This is a genomic window from Halomonas sp. NO4 (assembly GCF_010994375.1).
In the GTDB taxonomy this organism is placed as follows: domain Bacteria; phylum Pseudomonadota; class Gammaproteobacteria; order Pseudomonadales; family Halomonadaceae; genus Halomonas.
In genome coordinates, this window is sequence record NZ_WHMA01000002.1 from 281,737 (window position 1) to 300,977 (window position 19,241).

19 protein-coding genes are annotated in these 19,241 nt (G+C 67.3%); 8 read left to right on the plus strand and 11 right to left on the minus strand.

Annotated elements, in window-relative coordinates; translation table 11 throughout:
- Positions 1-49 precede the first annotated feature (49 nt).
- Positions 50-355: an integration host factor subunit alpha gene (locus FEF15_RS03005; RefSeq protein ID WP_163557610.1), complete on the plus strand. Its 306-nt coding sequence runs from the start codon at positions 50-52 to the stop codon at positions 353-355.
- A gap of 9 nt (positions 356-364) precedes the next feature.
- Here FEF15_RS03005 and FEF15_RS03010 read toward each other — a convergent pair whose 3' ends face one another.
- Positions 365-574, minus strand: a complete 210-nt coding sequence (locus FEF15_RS03010; protein WP_163557612.1) for a DUF2788 domain-containing protein — start codon at positions 572-574, stop codon at positions 365-367.
- A gap of 127 nt (positions 575-701) precedes the next feature.
- Here FEF15_RS03010 and FEF15_RS03015 point away from each other — a divergent pair, with 127 nt between their 5' ends.
- Both FEF15_RS03015 and FEF15_RS03020 read left to right on the plus strand, forming a co-directional pair.
- Positions 702-1,166, plus strand: coding sequence for a flavodoxin domain-containing protein (locus FEF15_RS03015; RefSeq protein WP_163557614.1), 465 nt, complete (start codon positions 702-704; stop codon positions 1,164-1,166).
- Positions 1,166-1,549 carry a hypothetical protein gene (locus FEF15_RS03020; RefSeq protein WP_163557615.1) on the plus strand — a complete coding sequence of 128 codons (384 nt, stop codon included), beginning with the start codon at positions 1,166-1,168 and terminating at the stop codon, positions 1,547-1,549. The genes FEF15_RS03015 and FEF15_RS03020 overlap by 1 nt, the downstream gene beginning before the upstream one ends.
- Positions 1,550-1,636: 87 nt before the next feature.
- Here the strand turns inward: FEF15_RS03020 and ppnN are convergent, their stop codons facing one another.
- Positions 1,637-3,001, minus strand: a complete 1,365-nt coding sequence (gene ppnN, locus FEF15_RS03025; protein WP_163557616.1) for a nucleotide 5'-monophosphate nucleosidase PpnN — start codon at positions 2,999-3,001, stop codon at positions 1,637-1,639.
- Positions 3,002-3,227: 226 nt separating this feature from the next.
- On the opposite strand from ppnN, the gene FEF15_RS03030 reads away from it, so the two are divergent.
- Entirely contained in the window at positions 3,228-4,142 is a 915-nt protein-coding gene (locus FEF15_RS03030; protein ID WP_163557618.1) for a LysR family transcriptional regulator, read from the plus strand.
- Between the two features lie 119 nt (positions 4,143-4,261).
- Here FEF15_RS03030 and gcvP read toward each other — a convergent pair whose 3' ends face one another.
- Together gcvP and gcvH are read right to left on the minus strand one after the other, a co-directional pair.
- Positions 4,262-7,156: an aminomethyl-transferring glycine dehydrogenase gene (gene gcvP / locus FEF15_RS03035; protein WP_163557620.1), complete on the minus strand. Its 2,895-nt coding sequence runs from the start codon at positions 7,154-7,156 to the stop codon at positions 4,262-4,264.
- A 95-nt stretch (positions 7,157-7,251) separates the two neighbouring features.
- The gene (gcvH, locus tag FEF15_RS03040; RefSeq protein WP_163557621.1) at positions 7,252-7,644 is read right to left on the minus strand and encodes a glycine cleavage system protein GcvH; all 393 of its coding nucleotides are present in this window, start codon (positions 7,642-7,644) and stop codon (positions 7,252-7,254) included.
- Positions 7,645-8,160: 516 nt separating this feature from the next.
- Here gcvH and FEF15_RS03045 point away from each other — a divergent pair.
- Both FEF15_RS03045 and gcvT read left to right on the plus strand, forming a co-directional pair.
- Entirely contained in the window at positions 8,161-9,561 is a 1,401-nt protein-coding gene (locus FEF15_RS03045; RefSeq protein WP_163557623.1) for a sodium:alanine symporter family protein, read from the plus strand.
- A 101-nt stretch (positions 9,562-9,662) separates the two neighbouring features.
- Positions 9,663-10,775: a glycine cleavage system aminomethyltransferase GcvT gene (gcvT, locus tag FEF15_RS03050; protein WP_163557624.1), complete on the plus strand. Its 1,113-nt coding sequence runs from the start codon at positions 9,663-9,665 to the stop codon at positions 10,773-10,775.
- 70 nt (positions 10,776-10,845) lie between these two features.
- Here gcvT and FEF15_RS03055 read toward each other — a convergent pair whose 3' ends face one another.
- The 5 genes from FEF15_RS03055 to FEF15_RS03075 form a co-directional block, all read right to left on the minus strand.
- Positions 10,846-11,472, minus strand: coding sequence for an alpha-ketoglutarate-dependent dioxygenase AlkB (locus FEF15_RS03055; protein WP_163557626.1), 627 nt, complete (start codon positions 11,470-11,472; stop codon positions 10,846-10,848).
- A gap of 4 nt (positions 11,473-11,476) precedes the next feature.
- Positions 11,477-12,373, minus strand: a complete 897-nt coding sequence (locus tag FEF15_RS03060) for a LysM peptidoglycan-binding domain-containing protein (protein WP_240454049.1) — start codon at positions 12,371-12,373, stop codon at positions 11,477-11,479.
- A complete protein-coding gene (locus tag FEF15_RS03065; RefSeq protein ID WP_163557629.1) occupies positions 12,370-13,239 on the minus strand; it encodes an acetyltransferase in 870 nt (289 codons plus the stop codon). Before FEF15_RS03065 ends, FEF15_RS03060 begins: the two co-directional genes overlap by 4 nt.
- A gap of 133 nt (positions 13,240-13,372) precedes the next feature.
- Complete coding sequence (locus FEF15_RS03070; RefSeq protein WP_163557630.1) at positions 13,373-15,325, minus strand: acetoacetate--CoA ligase; 1,953 nt, start codon at positions 15,323-15,325, stop codon at positions 13,373-13,375.
- A gap of 18 nt (positions 15,326-15,343) precedes the next feature.
- Positions 15,344-16,252: a LysR family transcriptional regulator gene (locus tag FEF15_RS03075; protein ID WP_163557631.1), complete on the minus strand. Its 909-nt coding sequence runs from the start codon at positions 16,250-16,252 to the stop codon at positions 15,344-15,346.
- 134 nt (positions 16,253-16,386) lie between these two features.
- Between FEF15_RS03075 and FEF15_RS03080 the strand changes: the two genes are divergently transcribed.
- Together FEF15_RS03080 and FEF15_RS03085 are read left to right on the plus strand one after the other, a co-directional pair.
- Positions 16,387-17,088, plus strand: a complete 702-nt coding sequence (locus FEF15_RS03080) for a CoA transferase subunit A (protein WP_163557633.1) — start codon at positions 16,387-16,389, stop codon at positions 17,086-17,088.
- Between the two features lie 68 nt (positions 17,089-17,156).
- Entirely contained in the window at positions 17,157-17,819 is a 663-nt protein-coding gene (locus tag FEF15_RS03085; RefSeq protein WP_163557635.1) for a CoA transferase subunit B, read from the plus strand.
- Positions 17,820-18,037: 218 nt separating this feature from the next.
- Here FEF15_RS03085 and FEF15_RS03090 read toward each other — a convergent pair whose 3' ends face one another.
- Complete coding sequence (locus tag FEF15_RS03090) at positions 18,038-18,805, minus strand: DUF1338 domain-containing protein (RefSeq protein ID WP_163557636.1); 768 nt, start codon at positions 18,803-18,805, stop codon at positions 18,038-18,040.
- Positions 18,806-18,932: 127 nt separating this feature from the next.
- On the minus strand, positions 18,933-19,241 hold a 309-nt coding region (locus FEF15_RS03095), incomplete at its 5' end, for a zinc ribbon domain-containing protein (RefSeq protein ID WP_163557638.1).

Below are 19,241 nucleotides of genomic sequence, written 5' to 3' on the forward strand. Positions count from 1 at the left end.
GTTCGTTGATCCGGCGGCGGGGTGGACCGCCCACCATGAGGGAGCAGACATGGGAGCGTTGACCAAGGCTGAGCTGGCCGAGCATCTCCACGCTGAACTGGGGTTGACCAAGCGGGAAGCCAAGGCGATGGTGGAGGCGTTCTTCGAGGAGATTCGCGCCTGCCTGCGTGAGAACGAACAGGTGAAGCTCTCCGGATTCGGCAACTTCGATTTGCGCGACAAGCGCGAGCGACCGGGGCGCAACCCCAAGACCGGCGAGGAGATTCCCATCTCGGCGCGCCGGGTGGTGACCTTCCGGCCTGGCCAGAAGCTCAAGAGTCAGGTGGAGGGCTATGAAGGGCCGGCGTCGCACTGACGGGCGGCGTCATATGCCGCCGCCGCGCTCGATCAGCCAGGTAATCACCACCTTGAGTATGTAGCCCAGCATGCCGGCACCGAGCACCACGAAGAGCATGATGGTGCCGAACCGCCCGGCGCGGGACTGGCGTGCCAAGTCCCTGATGATGAAGCTCATGAAGAGGATGAGGCCGCCGATCATGATCGGGGTGATCCAGGCTTCGAAGGTTGCTGTCATGCCGCCTCCCGTGACTAGAGTCCGAGTATTGTACTCGGACTTTGTCGTCACTGCATGAGCGTGCGGCTCTCGATGCATGACCGGTTGATGTTATTATCCGACTAAAATACTCAGGTATCCCCACGACATGCCGATGCTCAAGATCTTTGTTGGAACCATGTATGGCGGCGCCCTCGACGTCGCCGAGCAGGTCGCTCCGCTGTTCGAATCGGCCGGCTACGAGGTGTCCATCCTCGAGCAGCCGACCCTGGAAGATTTGGTGGACACGCCGCCCGAGCTGGCGCTGTTCTGCGTCTCCACCACCGGTAGCGGCGACTTTCCGGGCAATTTCGTGCCTTTCGCCCGTGCTCTCGACGAACACAGCCCGTCGCTCACCTGGCTGCGCTACGGCCTGATCGCACTGGGCGACAGCTCCTATGGCGATACCTTCTGCGGTGCCGGCCGTCGCCTCGACGAGATGCTCGCCGGGCTCGGCGCCAGTCGCCTCGGCGAGCGCCTGGAGGTCGATGCCATGGAGACCTTCATGGCTGACGATGCCGCGCTTCCCTGGGTGGAGGAGTGGATCGAGGATCAAGAGCTCAAGGTGGCCTGATGACGACAGCGCCCACTGCCGAGCGCCTGAGCCTGTTGCTGGGGCTCGGGGTGCTGATGGCGGCCACCGTGCCGCGCTACCTGGCCGGCGGCCATGACACCCGGTTGACGCTGATCCTGATGTCGCTGGCCGTGGTGGCCCTGGTCGCCGGCTTCCAGTGGCGCCTGCTCGCCGAGGCGCAGCGCCGTCGGCTACCCGGCCTGGTCAAGCGCCTGGCGCTGTGCTGGGTGGCCGGCGTGCTGGGCATGGGTCTGTGGCATCTGCTGATGAGCGACTGGCTGAGCTGGCAGCTGCTGCTCGCCCACGGCGCTACCCTGGGGCTGCTGCTGCATGCCCTGTGGTTGTGGTGGCAGGGCGAGCCAGGGAGTGCCGATCGCCTCTAGCGGATCACTCAAAGTCACTAAGCGCCACCAAGAGAAAGGCCGCCCACGTATCAGCGTGGGCGGCCTTGTCGCGTCCGGAGGCTGCGTTCAGGCAAGCCGGTAGCAGGGCTCGTAGGCCTTGCCGGGCAGCTTCATGCGCCCCTGGGCGACGAACGAGCCCAGCAGTTCATCGAGGTGGCGCATCAGCTCGGATTCGGCGTGGAGCCGGAAGGGGCCGTGGGCCTCGATGGCGCGCAGGCCGTGCTCCTTGACGTTGCCCGCCACGATGCCCGAAAAGGCGCGGCGCAGGTTGGCGGCCAACTCGTGGACCGGCTGTTCGCGATGCAGGGCCAGGTCGGACATCGCCTGATGGGTCGGCTCGAACGGGGCCTGGAAGTCGCGGGCGACGGTCAGCCGCCAGTTGAAGTGGAAGGCGTCCTGGTGGGTGAGCCGGAAATCGGTGACTTCGTCGACGCCCTTGCGCAGGGTGCGCGCCACCTCGACGGGGTCGTCGATGATGATGCGGTACTTGTCGCGCACGGCCTCGCCGAGGGTGTAGCCGAGGAACTCGTCGATGCGCCGGAAGTAGTCGGCGGCGCTCGCCGGGCCGGTGAAGACCAGCGGCAGGGCCATGTCGGCGTTGTCCGGGTGCAGCAGGATACCCAGCAGGTAGAGGATCTCCTCGGCCGTGCCGACCCCGCCGGGGAAGATGACGATGCCGTGGCCCACCCGCACGAAGGCCTCCAGGCGCTTCTCGATGTCGGGCATCACCACCAGTTCGTTGACCAGCGGGTTGGGCGCCTCGGCGGCGATGATGCCGGGCTCCGAGATGCCCAGGTAGCGTCCCTCGCTGCGACGCTGCTTGGCGTGGGCCACGTTGGCTCCCTTCATCGGCCCCTTCATGGCACCGGGACCGCACCCGGTGCAGATGTCCAGATCGCGCAGCCCGAGCTGGTAGCCGACGTTCTTGGTGTAGTCGTACTCCTCGCGGGAGATGGAGTGGCCGCCCCAGCACACCACGATACTCGGATCGCGGCCGGGCTTGAGCACGGCGGCCTTGCGCAGGATATGGAAGACGGCGTTGGTGGTGCCCTCGCCGGTGGAGAGATCGAAACGCTGGTGGGTCTGGATCTCGTTGTAGACGTAGACGATATCGCGAAGCACCGAGGAGAGGTGCTCGCGGATACCGCGAATCATCTTGCCGTCGACGAAGGCCTCGGCGGGGGCGTTGCTGAGCTTGAGGCGGATGCCGCGGTCCTGCTGGAGCACCTCGATGTCGAAGTCGTGGTAGGTCTCCATCAGCGCCAGGCTGTCGTCGGTCATGTTGCCCGAGCTCAGCACGGCCAGTGCGCAGCGCCGCAGCAGGTCGTGCAGACCGGTCTTGGAGGTGTCGCGCAGGCGGTTCACCTCGTGCTGGGAGAGCACCTCGAGGCTGCGCAACGGGGAAACGGTACTGGAAAGGGTGTCGGGCATGAAGGCGTCCTTGTCACGCAGGGGCCCGATGCGCCGGCAAAGCCGGGCCACACGCCTCGACAATGGGGAGTGTGCCGTCGCGACGTAGCCTTGCCTCACGCATCGGGATCGGGGGATGGATCATGTCTCGATGCTATCATGCCGCAGGCAGGGGCGCAGCGCTGCGAGGGATGGCCGGGCCTGCTAGAATGACGCCTCCGGCAGCCGTCGATGCGCCCCCAATCCCATGTTCAACGCCCAGTATTTCCGCACTTTCGTCACCCTGGTCGAGACCGGCAGCTTCACGCGCACGGCGCAGCGCCTGGAGATGACCCAACCCGGCGTCAGCCAGCATGTGCGCAAGCTGGAGCGCTACCTCGACAAGCCGCTGCTCGATCGCCAGGGGCGGCGCTTCGCGCTCACCGAGGCGGGCCGGCGCGCCTACGACTACGGGCTGCGCCTGTTCGCCGAGCACGAGCAGTTTCGCCATTCGCTGGACGACGACGCCCTGGACAGCGGCGAGTGCCGCATCGCCTCGCCGGGCAGCGTGGGGCTGATGTTCTATCCCTACATCCTCGGCCAGCAGCAGATGTACCCGGGGCTCAGGGTGAACTACAGCTTCGCCTTCAGCCACGAGATCGTCGGCGATGTGCTGGCCGGGCGCCACGACCTGGGCATCGTCACCGATCCGGTGCGCCATCCCGAGCTCGACTGCGTGCCTTGGCACCAGGAGTCGCTGTGCCTGGTGGTGCCCGCCGACTTCGCCGGTACGAGCCTGACCGAGCTGATGGGGATCGGGTTCATCAACTACTCCGACGGGGTCAATCACGCCCGGACCCTGCTGCGCAGCAACTTCCCCGAGGAGTTCCGCGCCATGGGCCAGTTCCGTCGCCAGGGTTTCACCAACGAAGTGGGCATGGTGCTCGACGCCGTGGCACGCGGCCTGGGCTTCACCGTGGTGTCGCGGCTGGTGCTGGAAACCTCGCCCTGGCAGCGCCAGGTCAAGGAGCTGGTCCTGCCGCGCCCAGAGTACGAGACCCTGCACCTTGTCACGCGTGCCGGCACGCGCATGCCGCGGCGCTACGTGCGCCTGCTCGAGGGCTTCCGCGAACAGCGACTTCAAGAGCTCTACGGCCACGGCGAACAGCCGGATTTCGCCTGAGCGCCGCGCCCGCGCCGATACCCGACCGAACGATGAAAACGCCCGCTCTCGCCAATGGCGAGAGCGGGCGCTGAGGCATCCGGACTGCAGAGGCTCAGTCGCGGTCGTCGTCGATATTGTCAATCACGATATTCATCGATACTGGGGCAGGAGCAGATCAGCTGGCGGTCGCCCAGCACGTTGTCGACGCGGTTCACCGCCGGCCACACCTTGGCGGCCTTGACCGCCTCGGAGGGGAAGGCGCCCAGCTCCCGGGAGTAGGGGCGCTCCCAGCCTTCGTCCATCAGGTCGGCCATGGTGTGCGGGGCGTGCACCAGCGGGTTGTCGTCGGCCGGCCACTCGCCGTTCTCTACCTTGGCGATCTCCTCGCGGATGGCGATCATGGCATCGCAGAAGCGGTCGATCTCGTAGCGCGACTCCGACTCGGTGGGCTCCACCATCAGGGTGCCGGGTACCGGGAAGGACATGGTCGGTGCATGGAAGCCGTAGTCCATCAGGCGCTTGGCGATATCCTCCTCGCTGATCCCCGAAGCCGCCTTGAGCGGGCGGACGTCGATGATGCACTCGTGGGCCACGGTGCCGTTGACGCCGCGGTAGAGCACCGGGTAGTGCGCCTCGAGCCGCGCGGCGATGTAGTTGGCGTTGAGGATGGCGAGCTCGGTGGCCTGGCGCAGGCCGCGCGCGCCCATCATCTTGATGTAGGCCCAGGAGATCGGAAGGATCGAGGCGCTGCCGAAGGCGGCGGCGGACACGGCCCCGCAGTCGCGGTCGACGCCGAGCAGCGGGGTCACCACGTGGTTGCTGACATAAGGCGCCAGGTGCGCCTTGACGCCGATGGGGCCCATGCCGGGGCCGCCGCCGCCATGGGGAATGCAGAACGTCTTGTGCAGGTTGAGGTGGCTGACGTCGCCGCCGAAGTCGCCGGGCCGGGTCAGGCCCACCTGGGCGTTCATGTTGGCGCCGTCGATGTACACCTGGCCGCCGCGATCGTGAACGATGCGGCACGCCTCGCGCACGCCCTCTTCGAACACCCCGTGGGTGGAGGGGTAGGTGAGCATGATCGCCGAGAGGCGTTCGCTGTGCTGTTCGGCCTTGTCGCGCAGGTCGGCGAGATCGATGTTGCCCTCGGCGTCGCACTCCACGACCACCACCTTCATGTGGGCCATGGCGGCCGAGGCGGGGTTGGTGCCGTGGGCGGAGCTGGGGATCAGGCAGATGTCGCGTGCCCCCTCGCCGATGGCCGCCTGGTAGCGGCGGATGGCGACCAGGCCGGCGTACTCGCCCTGGGCGCCGGAGTTGGGCTGCATGGAGATGTGCTCGTAGCCGGTCACCTCCACCAGGAAGGCGGCCAGCTCGTCGATCATCTGCTGATAGCCGACCACCTGCTCCTTGGGCGCGAAGGGGTGGAGCTGGGCGAACTCGGGCCAGGTGATGGGCACCATCTCGCTGGTGGCGTTGAGCTTCATGGTGCACGAGCCCAGCGGGATCATGGCGTGAGTCAGCGACAGGTCGCGGTTCTCGAGGCGCTTCAGGTAGCGCAGCATCTCGGTCTCGCTGCGGTAGCGCTGGAAGGTGGGGTGCTCGAGAAAGCCGGACTCGCGCACGCAGGCCGCGGGGATGCCGCTCTTGGCGCTGCGCACCACCGCCTCGTCCAGCGTCGTGACGGAAAGTCCGTGCTCCTCGCCGAGCAGCACGTCGAACAGGACGTCGAGGTCGTGGGCGGTGACGGTCTCGTCGAGGCTGACGCCGATGTCGCCGTTCTCGAAGTAGCGCAGGTTGATTTCGTGGGTCACCGCCCGGCCATGGATCTTGCCGGCGTCCACGGCGGTCAGGCGCAAGGTATCGAACCAGCTGTCGTGGGCCAGGCGCACCCCTTTCTGCTGGAGCCCTTCGGCCAGGATGGTGGTCAGGCGGTGAATGCGCGTGGCGATGGTGGTGAGTCCCTCGGCGCCGTGATAGACGGCGTAGAAGCCGGCGATGTTGGCCAGCAGCGCCTGGGCGGTACAGATGTTGGAGGTGGCCTTCTCGCGGCGGATGTGCTGCTCGCGGGTCTGCATGGCCATGCGCAGGGCGGTCGCGCCGCGGCTGTCCTTGGAGACGCCGATGATGCGCCCGGGGATCGAGCGCTTGAGCTTGTCGGTGGTGGCGAAGTAGGCGGCGTGGGGACCGCCGAAGCCCATGGGCACGCCGAAGCGCTGGGTGTTGCCGACCACGATGTCGGCGCCGAGGGCTCCCGGCTCCTTGAGCAGCACCAGGCTCATGATGTCGGCCGCCACGCAGGTCATGATCCCCTTGTCGCGGGCGCTGGTCAGCAGCGGCGCCAGGTCGCGGACTTCACCGCTCTGGCCCGGATACTGCAGCAGGGCACCGAAGACATCGTGGTCGGCGAGCTCCTCGGCGGGGGCGACGATGAGCTCGTAGTCGAAGTAGTGAGCGCGAGTGCGCACCACGTCCAGCGTCTGGGGCAGCACGTCGTCGGCGACGAAGAAGGCGTTGCTCCTGGCCTTCTTGTTGGCCCGCTTGCACAGCGCCATGGCCTCGGCGGCGGCGGTGGCTTCATCGAGCAGCGAGGCGTTGGCCAGCCCCATGCCGGTGAGGTCCATCACCATCTGCTGGAAGTTGAGCAGGCCCTCCAGCCGCCCCTGGGCGATCTCCGGCTGGTACGGGGTGTAGGCGGTGTACCAGCCCGGGTTCTCCAGCACATTGCGCTGGATGACCGCCGGCACGTGGGTGTTGTAGTAGCCCTGACCGATGTAGGTCTTGAACACCTTGTTCTGGCGTGCCAGGCGCCGCAGGTAGTCGAGCGCCTCGGCTTCGGTGCGCGGGGCCTCCAGGTCGAGCTCGCGACCGAGGCGGATGTCCGCCGGTACCGTGCGCGTGATCAGCGCGTCGAGGCTGTCCATGTCCAGCGCCGCCAGCATGGCGGCAACGTCGTCGGCTCCGGGCCCGTTGTGGCGGCGGATGAAGGCATCGTGGTCGGCCAGGTCGGCCAGGCGGCGAGTGTCATGAACCATGGGGTGCCCTGTGTGCAGGTGGCGGGTAGCGGTTGAGCCGGCAGGCGCGGCAAGGGAGGGCGCCCCCGCGTGGGGGGCGAACGTCGGGCCGGGCGTTACTCCTCGGCGTCGACCAGGGCCTGGTAGGCGTCGGCATCGAGCAGTTCGTCGATATCGCTGGCATCGGCCAGACGTACCTTCATGATCCAGCCGTCGTCATAGGGGGTTTCGTTGACGGTCTCCGGTGCGTCTTCCAGCGCCTCGTTCACTTCGACGATGTCGCCGGCCACGGGCGCGTAGAGGTCGGAGGCGGCCTTGACGGATTCGATCACGCCAAATTCGTCACCCTTCGCAAGCGTGCGCCCCACCTCGGGCAGCTCCACGAACACCACGTCGCCCAGCGCTTCCTGGGCATGGTCGGTAATGCCGATGGTGACGGTGCCGTCGCCGTTGTCCAGCACCCATTCGTGGCTGTCGTTGTAGCGCAGGTTGGCAGGAATCGTGCTCATGCTGTTTTCCTATACGAAAAAGGTTTTCTGACGAGGCGAATGCTAACGCCATTGGTGGTGTTTGGCGAGCCCGGCGGCTCGGGGTCGATGGCGTCGCGGTCGCCCCCTTCGACGCCTTCAGGGTGGCCTGCCGCGACGTTGCCGTCCAGTCAGGCCGGTGGCCGCGGCGTTGGCGCCCGGTCCCTGAGTCGACAGCGTCAGCGTGGCTCACTAGGCTGACAGCGTGCAGCCAGGGCCCGCCGTCGAGAGGCCGCCGACGAGGCTGTGGCGAACGGATGGCGACGGGGCCGATTGTTTCCGATACGAAACCTGAGGGGTTGCGGGTCGTCGGCGCTGGCCCCGATGCAGCAGACGAGATTTTCGTCAGGGTGGCGTAGCGTCGATAATTTCCGCTATCGTACGCCGGTTCGCTGTGTCGATCGTGTGTGATACCAGCGTTTCAGCCAGATGATGGGTCGCCATGGTTCAGCCATGGCGGGCACGACACCAAAGGCAATAACCATAAGGGAGACGTTCGTGGAAACCATGACAGCCATATTCAGTGCCATCAACGGCGTGGTATGGGGGCCGTTGATGCTCATCCTGCTGCTCGGGGTGGGCATCTATCTGCAGATCGGTTTGAAGCTCATGCCCATCCGCAAGCTTGGCATGGGCTTCAAGCTGATGTGGCAGGGGCGCGATGCCAAGCCGGCGCCGGGCGAGAAGGTCAAGGACGAGGGGGAAATCTCCCCCTTCAACGCGCTGATGACGGCGCTCTCCGCCACCATCGGTACCGGCAACATCGCCGGCGTGGCCACGGCCATTGCGCTGGGCGGGCCGGGCGCCGTGTTCTGGATGTGGATCACCGCGCTGGTGGGCATGGCCACCAAGTTCGCCGAGGCCGTACTGGCGGTTCGCTACCGCGAGACCGACAGCATGGGCTTCCACATCGGCGGGCCGATGTTCTACATCAAGAATGGCCTGGGCCGTAAATGGCTATGGCTCGGCGGGGCTTTCGCCTTCTTCGGCGCCGTGGCCGCCTTCGGTATCGGTAACACCGTGCAGTCCAACTCCGTGGCCGATGCCCTCGACTCCACCTTCGGCCTGCCCCCCTGGGTGACCGGCGTGGTCATCATGGTGCTGGCGGCGGCCGTGATCCTGGGCGGGATCAAGCGCATCGCCAAGGTGGCGGGCAAGCTGGTGCCGATCATGGGGATCGCCTACATCCTCGCCGGTCTTGCAGTACTGACGGTCAACGTCGGCCAGATCGGCGATGCTTTCGGCATGATCTTCTACTACGCCTTCAATCCCCATGCGGCATTCGGTGGCTTCGCGGGGGCGGCGGTGATGGCGGCCATCCGCTTTGGCGTGGCGCGCGGCATCTTTTCCAACGAGGCGGGTCTGGGCAGTGCGCCCATCGCCCACGCGGCCGCCAAGACCAAGAACCCGGTTCGCCAGGGGCTGATCGCGATGCTCGGCACCTTCATCGACACCATCGTGGTGTGCTCCATCACCGCCCTGGTCATCCTCACCGCCACGGTGTGGGAGACCGGCGAGGCCGGCGCGTCGCTGACCGCGCTCTCCTTCGATGCGGCGCTGCCGGGGGTGGGCAACCAGATCGTGTCGCTGGCCCTGGCCATCTTCGCCTTCACGACCATCCTGGGCTGGTCCTTCTACGGCGAGAAGTGCTTCCAGTTCCTGTTCGGCACCCGGTCGATCATGCTCTATCGGGTGCTGTTCGTTCTGGCCATCCCGCTGGGCGCCATGGCCAACCTGGGGTTCATCTGGCTGATGGCCGACACCTTCAACGCCATGATGGCCATTCCCAACCTGATCGCCCTGGCGCTGCTGTCGCCGGTGGTGTTCAAGGTCACCAAGGACTACTTCGACGGCAAGGAGGTGCTGCCGGGCGAGGAACTCGAGGACGGCCACTCCTGAGCGGGGCGCTGCCGGCCCCTCATGCCAGGCCAGGGAGGTGCCCCATGGGGCACCTCCCGGCGTATCGGCCCCGAACCATCGCATTTTCAGAGGATTCCGAGATGAGCGACCTCAAGCGTACGCCACTTCATGACCTGCACGTGGAGCTGGGGGCCAAGATGGTGCCCTTTGCCGGCTATGACATGCCGGTGCAGTACCCGCTCGGCGTGAAGAAGGAGCACGAGCACACTCGCGAGGCCTGCGGGCTCTTCGACGTCTCGCACATGGGGCAGGTGCTGCTGCACGGGCCGCGCCCTGCCGAGTCGCTGGAGACGCTGGTGCCGGCCGATATCGTCGGCCTGGCCGAGGGCATGCAGCGCTATGCGCTGTTCACCGCCCAGGATGGCGGCATCCTCGACGATCTGATGGTGGTCAACGCCGGCGACCACCTCTACCTGGTGGTGAACGCGGCCTGCAAGGATCAGGACGTCGCCCTGCTGCAGACCGGCATGGACAGCGAGCATCGTGTCGAAGTGCTGCATCGTGGCCTGCTGGCGCTGCAAGGCCCGGAGGCGACCAACGTCATGCGCCGCCTCTGTCCGCCGGCCTGCGACATGGTCTTCATGCAGCACGGGCGCTTCACCATCGACGATATTCCGGTGTGGATCAGCCGCAGCGGCTATACCGGCGAAGACGGCTTCGAGATATCGGTGCTCGCCGAGCAGAGCGAGACCCTGGCCCGCCGGCTGCTGGCCGAATCCGAGGTGGAGGCGATCGGTCTTGGGGCGCGCGACTCGCTGCGCCTGGAAGCGGGCCTGTGCCTCTACGGTCACGACATCGACATCCATACCACGCCGGTGGAAGCCGGGCTGATCTGGGCAATCGCCAAGCCGCGCCGGCGCGGGGGCGAGCGGCCCGGCGGCTTCCCGGGAGCGGACCTGATCCTGCACCAGGTCGACGCCAAGGATCATCGCCGCAAGCGAGTCGGACTGCTCGGCGAGGGGCGTGCCCCGGTGCGCGAGGGTGCCGAGCTCTACGACGCCGAGGAGCGCCACATCGGTCGCGTGACCTCGGGCGGTTTCGGCCCCAGCGTCGGAAAACCCGTGGCCATGGGCTATGTCGCGGTAGAGCAGGCCGAACCGGGTACCACTGTCTATGCCGAGGTGCGCGGCAAGCGCCTGCCGATGACCGTGAGCAGGATGCCGTTCGTCGAACCTGGCTACTACCGCGGCTGATATTATACCGTTATCTTAAGCAAGTGCTCGCAGCGACGCCCCGTTCCGGCCGGAACGGGGCGTCGCTGTGTCAGGGGCGGGCGTCGGTCTGGATCCAGCGAAAGGTGAGGCTGATGCGCAGCCCCGGCTGCTTGCGCGGCAACAGGGCGTGCTGGAGCCGATGCTGCACGCCGCGGCCCATGAGCAGCAGGCTGTCGTGGGGTAGCCAGACATTGAAGGGCCGGCCTTCGCCCTGCCGCCAGCGAAAGCGCAGCGGACGCTCCGCTCCCAGCGAGACGGCGGCCACCAAGGGGTCGCTGCCCAGTTCCGGCTCGTCGTCGCTGTGCCAGCCCATGCGCTCCTCGCCGCTGGCGTAGCGGTTGAGGAGCACGCTGTTGAAGGCGGCCGACACGCCGGCCTCGGCGAGACGGGCGGTCACCACGTCGCGGATCTCGGCGACGAGGGGGTGCCAGGGCTCGGGACTGAAGTAGCGCCCGGAGTAGCGGTAGCGGGCGGCCGGGTCGCCCATCCACACTTGGCGGCGCGGAATGGGATGTTCGCGGCCGTAGAGACTCAGGCGCGGCTGCTGCCAGTCCAGTTCCTGGTCGAGACGTTGCAGCGCCTCGTGCGCTGCGGGCTCTCCCAGCAGGTGGTCGTAGCGCACCAGTGGCGGCGCATCGAGCAGGGTGTCGGTGGTCCCGGTGCAAGAAGCGGTCATGGCTTCAGCGTAACACGCGCTGCGGGTCGATCGGCTTGCCCCCGTGGCGCAGGTCGAACAGCAGATCGTAGCGCTCGGTGGCGTTGCTGTAACCCACGGCACAGAGCGGGGTGCCACGCTTGACGCGACTGCCTTCCTTGACGGTCAGCGAATCGCACAGGGCGTAGACGCTCTGAAGGTTGTCGGCATGGTGGACGATGACCACGCGACCGAGCTGGCGCATGCTGCCGGAGAAGCGCACTTCGCCCTCGGCCACTGCCTGGGCTTGGGCCCCCTCCCGGCTGGCGAGCAGCATGGGCTGCAGCGTGCCGCGGCTGTCGGTGCCGTAGCGGCGAACGATGCGATAGTCGTCCAGGGGCCAGGGCCAGTTGCGCGCCGAGGCGGGCAGCGACCCCGAGGCGGTGGCCCCCGGCGACGTCGTCGCGGCGGCGGGGCTCGCCGGCTTGGCGGCCGCTGCACGGCGTGTCGACGCGGATGCCGTTCGGGCGGGCTGGGTGTCTTTGAGCGGCACCTGGACCACATGCCCGACCCGCAATTGCCGGGGTTCGACCCCGGGGTTGGCGTTCTGGATGCGCGCCGGGGTGGTGCCGAAGCGCCGGGCGATGCCGGCATAGGTATCGCCGGGGCGAATCTGGTAGCGGTAGGGGCCGCCCGAGGGGGCGCGCTCGCGGTGGGTGGGGACCAGCAGTCGCTGCCCCACGGCAAGGCGTCGGGCGTCGACGCCGGGGTTGAAGCGCATCAGCCGTTCGAGCGGCACCTCCGCTCGCCGCGCGATGGCGCCCAGGGTGTCGCCGCGCTGGATGGTGATCCAGTGTCCGGCGATGCCGGGCTCGGCGGCACGTTGCACCTCACCGCCGCGCCCGGCACAGGCGCCGAGCATCAGCAGCAGGAGCAGCGTCATCGCGAGTCGAGCCGCGCGTCCTTGTCCTGCCACAGGGCGTTGAGCCATGAATGGAAGCGTTCCTTGTAGTCCGGGTCGTCGTGGTAGCTGCCCTCGGCCATCCAGGCGGGTACCGCCAGGCGACGGGCCTCGAGGGTCATCGCCCCCTCGCTGCCGCACAGGAAGCCCCAGAAGGTGGGGTCGGGGTTGGCGTAACTCAGGGTGACGTCGAGGATGCCGTCCAGGCGATCGCCGAGCAGGCTCACCACTTGGGCGGTTCCCCCGGCGCGGGGCCGCAGCAGATGACGGTAGGGCGATGCCTGGGCGGCATGCTTGGCCGGCGTGAAGCGGGTGCCCTCGACGAAGTTGTAGATGGCGATGGGGCGTTCCCGGGCAAGGCGACACATGCGTTCGGTGGCTTCGCGGTCGCGGCGGGCGAGGTGGGGGTGGCGCTCGCGCTGTTCGCGGGTCAGCCGCCGCAGCATGGGGAACTCCAGCGCCCAGAACGCCAGCCCCACGACGGGGACCCAGATCAGCTGGCGCTTGACGAAGAAGTGAGGCATCGGCAGCCGCCGGTGCAGGGCCAGGAACAGCAGGAAGATGTCGGTCCAGCAGCGGTGGTTGGAGAGCACCAGCCACCAGCGGTCAGCGGAGAGGCCGTCGGGCAGTTCGACCCTCAGGCGCGGCTTGAGCCAGCGGCGTATCCACCAGAGGTTGCAGCCCACCCAGTTGAGCGCCACGGCGTTGAGACCGTCCAGGACACGGCGCCGCAAGGCACGCCCGGGCGTGATCACCTTGAGCAGGGTGAGCAGGATCAGGGGCACCGCCCAGAAGAGGGTGGTCAGGGTCAGCAGCAGGAGACTGACGCTCCCCTTGAGCAACGGCATGCACGCTCCTTATGTGCACTGTCACGGTGCGCTGTCAGGATGAGAGAACCGGCACCAGGGTGCCAGGCCGTCTCATGCTACTGCATGCCGGTCGGGCTGCCCACCCGCCGGTTGGTCGGACGCCGGTCGTCCATCAGTCGCACAACTCCGGCAGGTCCTCGAACTGGGCCAGGGCCGAGGGGTTGGCCAGCGAGCCGAGGTTGGCCGCCGAGCGCCCGTGGACGACATCGCGCACTGCCAATTCCACCAGCTTGCCGGAGCGGGTGCGCGGCAGGTCGTCCACCTGAATGATCTTGGTCGGCACGTGGCGCGGCGAGGCGTGGGTGCGGACGGTGTCGCGGATGCGCTGGCGCAGGGCGTCGTCCAGAGTCAGACCGTCGCGCAGCCGCACGAAGAGCACGATTCGCACGTCGTCCTCCCACTGCTGGCCGATGCACAGCGACTCCACCACCTCGTCGACGCGGTCCACCTGGCGGTAGATCTCGGCGGTGCCGATGCGCACGCCGCCGGGATTGAGCACGGTGTCGGCGCGGCCGTGAATGAACAGGCCGTCCTCGGCGGTGAGCTCGGCGTAGTCGCCATGTGCCCAGACGCCGGGAAAGCGGGCGAAGTAGGAGCCGTGGTAGCGCTGGTCATCCGGGTCGTTCCAGAAGCCCAGCGGCATGGAGGGGAAGGGCTGGGTGCAAACCAGCTCGCCCTTCTCGCCCACGGCGCAGGGTGTGCCGGACTCGTCGTAGACGGACACCGCCATGCCCAGGCCCCGGCACTGCAGCTGGCCCCGGTAGACGGGGCGGATGGGGCAGCCCAGGGCGAAGCAGGAGACGATGTCGGTCCCCCCGGAGATGGAAGCCAGCAGCAGGTCCGACTTGATCGCCCGGTAGACATAGTCGAAGGTTTCGTGGGGAAGCGCCGAGCCGGTGGAGAGCAGCGTATGCAGGGCCGAGAGGTCGTGGTCGCGGCCCGGGCGCATCCCCTCCTTGGCGCAGGTGGTGAGGTAGGTGGCGCTGATGCCGAAGCAGGTCACCCTCTCGCGCTCGGCGAGGCGCCACAGCGCCGCCGAGTCGGGGGCGAAGGGCGCGCCGTCGTAGAGCAGCAGAGTGGCGCCCGAGGCGAGCCCCGAGACGAGCCAGTTCCACATCATCCAGCCGCAGGTGGTGTAGTAGAAGAAGACGTCGCCTTCGCCCAGGTCGCAGTGCAGGCGATGCTCCTTGAGGTGCTGCAGCAGGGTGCCCCCGGCGCCATGGACGATGCACTTGGGTTTGCCGGTGGTGCCGGAGGAGTAGAGGATATAGAGCGGGTGGTCGAAGGGCAGCTCGGCGAAGTCGAGCGTCTCGGCGGCATCCCCGAGATACGTCGCCCAGGTGACCGCCTTGTCGATGCCCCGGGTGTCGGGCGTGGCTTCGGGGTCGAGGAAGGGGAAAAGCACCACCTGCACCAGCGTCGGCAACTGGTCGACGAGCTCCCCTAGGCGCTCGTGGAGGGCAATGGCCTTGCCGTTCCAGTGGTAGCCGTCGCAGGCGATCAGCACCTTGGGCTCGATCTGCCCGAAGCGGTCGAGTACCCCCTCTACGCCGAAGTCCGGCGAACAAGAGGACCAGACGGCGCCGAGGCTGGCGGTGGCCAGCATGGCGATCACGGCGTGCTCGCTGTTGGGCACCAGGCCTGCCACCCGGTCGCCGCGCTGCACGCCGCTGTGGCGCAGTGTGCGGGCCAGCCGCGCGACCCGGTCGTAGAGCTCGGCATGGCTGAGTTCGCGGCGCCGCCCGCGCTCGTCACAGGCGATCAGGGCCGGGGTGGCGTCGCGGCGGCGCAGCAGATTGGCGGCGACGTTGAGGCGCGACTCAGGGAACCAGCGTGCGCCGGGCATGGCCGTGGGGTTGTCCAGGACGCGCTGACCGGGGTCGCCGATCACGCCCAGGTCCCACACCTTGCGCCAGAAGGCCTCGGGGTGCGCCAGACTCCAGGCGTGCAGTGCCGCATAGTCTCGGAAAACGCTGCCGGTCTCGGTTTCCAGTTCGCGCATCAGGGAGGCCAGCTGGCTGGCCTCGCGGCGCGCGGGAGCCGGTTGCCAGAGAGGGGTAGCCATGGTCGCCTCGCCGGGTTGCTACGCGTCTGTCTCCAACGTAGCAGTTGGGACCAGGGTTGCCGCCAGGATCTCCTGCATCGCCTGGGCGGCCACCGACAGCTCCTGGCCGGCGGGACTCAACACGCCCACCGGGCGGGCGATTATCGGCTCGGTGAGGGGCAGGCAGCGACCGCCCAGTTCGTGCATCTGTTGGCGACACAGGGCGGGAACGGCGCTGACGCCGAGGCCGCTGGCCACCATGCGTCCGACGGTCGCGAGCTGATGGCTCTCGAAGGCCACCGGCAGCTCGATCCCCTGTTCCGCCAGCTCTTGCTCCAGCAGCAGGCGCACCATGGAGGGGCGCTGCAGGGTAATGAAGTCGTCACGCAGCAGCTCGGCCCAGCGCAGTGTCGTGGCGTCGGCCAGCGGGGAGTCCGGCGGTACCACCGCCACGAAGCGATCCTCGAAGAGCGGGGTGAAGGCCAGCCCGTCGCCCGCCGCGGGCTCGAAGGCGATGCCCAGCTCCACGCGCTGTCGGCGCACCATGTCGATCACCTGTTCGTTGATGACGTCGTGCACCGTCACCTCGATGCGCGGGTGCTGGCGGCGGAAGGCCATCAGCACCGCGGGCAGCTGGTTGCAGGCGAAGGAGGGCATGGCGGCCAGCGCCAATCGCCCCAGCTGCAGGGTAAAGCGCTGGCGCATCACCTCCTCGGCATTGTCCCAGTCGGCGAGCAGGCGTTTGGCCAGGGGAACCAGGGATTCGCCTTCGGGGGTGAGCCGGACACTGCGCGTGGTGCGGATCAGCAGACGCCCGCCGAGGCTCTCCTCGAGGCCCTTGATGGCCAGGCTCAGCGCTGGCTGGGAGAGGTGGAGGTGCTCGCAGGCCTGCGTGAAGCTCAAGGTCTGGGCCACGGCGAGAAAGGCGCGCAACTGCTTGAGGGTCATGGCGGCCGCCTGAGTCAATTTATTGGTCTATCAAATCAATCAATAAAAAAAACAAACTTAACAAATATATTGGCCGGGTCAACACTGATCAGGTACCGTCATTCACTCATCCCACAACAAGACGAGGCTTCGCGATGGCCGGATTCGACAAGCGCGTGTATTCCTACGAAGAGGCAATGGAAGGCATCGAGAGCGGCATGACCGTGATTGCCGGAGGCTTCGGGCTGTGCGGCATTCCCGAGAACCTGATCGCCGAGATCAAGCGTCGCGGCGTCAAGGACCTCACCGTGATCTCCAACAATTGCGGGGTCGACGGCTTCGGTCTGGGCCTGCTGCTCGAGGACAAGCAGATCAAGAAGTTCTACGCCTCCTACGTGGGCGAGAACGCCCTGTTCGAGCAGCAGATGCTCAACGACGAGATCGAGGTAGTGCTCACGCCTCAGGGCACCCTGGCCGAGAAGATGCGCGCCGGCGGCGCCGGCATCCCCGCCTTCTACACCGCGACCGGCTACGGCACGCCGATCGGCGAGGGCAAGGAGGTGCGCGAGTTCAACGGCCGCCACTATATCCTCGAAGAGGCCTTCACCGGCGACTTTGCCATCGTCAAGGGCTGGAAGGCCGACCGCTACGGCAACGTGGTCTACCGCAAGACCGCGCAGAACTTCAATCCCATGGCCGCCACCGCCGGGAAGATCACCGTGGTCGAAGTCGAGGAGATCGTCGAGCCGGGCGAGCTGGAGCCGGACCAGATCCACACGCCCGGCATCTACGTCGACCGCATCATCCAGGGCACCTTCGAGAAGCGTATCGAGAAGCGCACCGTCCACCAGGGTTGAGCCGCCACCGGCAACACCCCCCGGCCGGCAGGCCGGCGCTTCTCCACCGAACACAAGAGGCAAACAAGATGGCACTGACTCGCGAACAGATGGCACAGCGCGTGGCGCGCGAACTCCATGATGGTTTCTACGTCAACCTGGGCATCGGCATTCCGACCCTGGTGGCCAACTACATTCCCGAGGGCATCGACGTGATGCTGCAGTCCGAGAATGGCCTGCTGGGCATGGGGCGCTTCCCCACCGAGGAGGAGGTCGACCCGGACATGATCAACGCCGGCAAGCAGACGGTGACCGCGCGGCCCGGCTCGGCGATCTTCTCCTCGGCCGAATCCTTCGCCATGATCCGCGGCGGCCACGTCGACCTGACCGTGCTGGGCGCCTTCGAGGTGGATCAGGAGGGCAACATCGCCTCCTGGATGGTCCCCGGCAAGCTGATCAAGGGCATGGGCGGCGCCATGGACCTGGTGGCCGGTGCCGAGAACATCATCTGCACCATGACCCACGCCTCCAAGCACGGGGAATCCAAGCTCCTCGAGAAGTGCACGCTGCCGCTGACCGGCGCCGGCTGCATCAACCGGGTGCTCACCGACCTGGCTTATCTGGAGATCAAGGATGGTGCCTTCCACCTGGTGGAGCGGGCACCGGGGGTCAGCGTCGAGGAGATCGTCGAGAAGACCGCCGGCAAGCTGGTCGTTCCCGACCATGTGCCGGAGATGACCTTCGAGGCCTGAGGCGGCGATACCTCTCTCAATGTCGCTCCAGACAAGGCCCGAGCCATCAATGGCTCGGGCCTTTCCTTGTTGAGGGGCAGTCGACTGGGTGTCTCGAGCCGCAGCGATGACGAAAATGTGACCAACCCGAGGTGACCGCCCTGACCGTGCAGCCGGACGGCGGTTTTGCGCCGCCCTTGCACAGCGTTATCCACAGATTCTGTGGATATCGCCCGGACTCAGCTGATCTGGCAGCGGGTGTGATGGGGGAGCAGGAGTTCCACGGCGCGCTCGTGGTCGTTGCTGAGGCACTTCTGCACCAGGGCCAGCCCGCCCAGGTCGATGCGGTGCTCGTCGCCGTCGGCAAAGGCCAGGCGCTGCGAGCAGGTGGGGTAGAAACGGTACTCGAGCAGCGGCGAGACGGGAAAGACGCCGTGGTGCCGGTCCGAGCTGCCGGCGAGGCCGGCCTGGAGGAGGGCGCTGTCCAGGGTGGGCAGGTCGCTACCCAGCCGCTCGCAGTCGTAGCCGACGTGATGCATGCTCGGCCCCATCACCGCCAGCCAGCCGGCCAGGGGGTGGGCACCGATCAGCGCCTGGTAGCTCTCCCAGTCGGGCATGGGCCAGGGTCGGCCGCGGCTCAGCAGGTCCTGGCCGCGCGTGTCGCGGGGATGGGTGCGCTCGGCGAGGTCCGTCAGGTGCTGTCGCGGCGCCCGCGACAGGGTGCCCAGCTGCAGCTCGGCGAGCACCAGCCAGGCACCGTCGTCGGGCGGAGCCAGCAGGGTCACCAGCAGGCCGCGGTCGGCCATGGCGTAGTGCTGCATCGGGCGATAGCCCAGGCGCGCCAGACCGGGCGTGAGCTCGCGCGCGCCGAACGGGCCGTGATTGAGCGTCAGCAGGGTCAGGTACTCGGCCGGGGCATCCATCGACCACAGGCGCAGGGCGCCCACATCGGGGTGTCGATGGATGTAGTCGAGCCACAGCTGCTGGACGAATTCTTCCCGTTGCATCGCGCCGTTCCCTCTGTCCTGATGCGCCGTCGAACGCCGTCAGTATAGGTGCTGGACGCGATGAGCTTTCAACGAGACAAGGACGGTGACTGCTCCCCGCCCGCTAGCGGGCGGGGCTTCCCACTTCTCAGGCCGCTGCCGGCGATATGCCGGACTGACGCAGGCTTCCATGGGCAGAGACCGACAGCCCTTCGGCCTTCAACTGGAGGATGCCCTGGCGCCGAATGTTGCGCGCCGCATTGATGTCCCGGTCGATGCCTTGGGTGCCGCAGGCCGGGCAGTCCCAGGTGCGGATGGTGAGCGGCATCGACTCGACCTTGTGGCCGCAGTGAAAGCAGGTCTTGCTGCTGGGGTACCAGGGGTCGATTTTCACCAGATGCTTGCCTGCCTGCTCGGCCTTGTAGGCAAGCTTGACGAACAGGCCACCCCAGGCCGC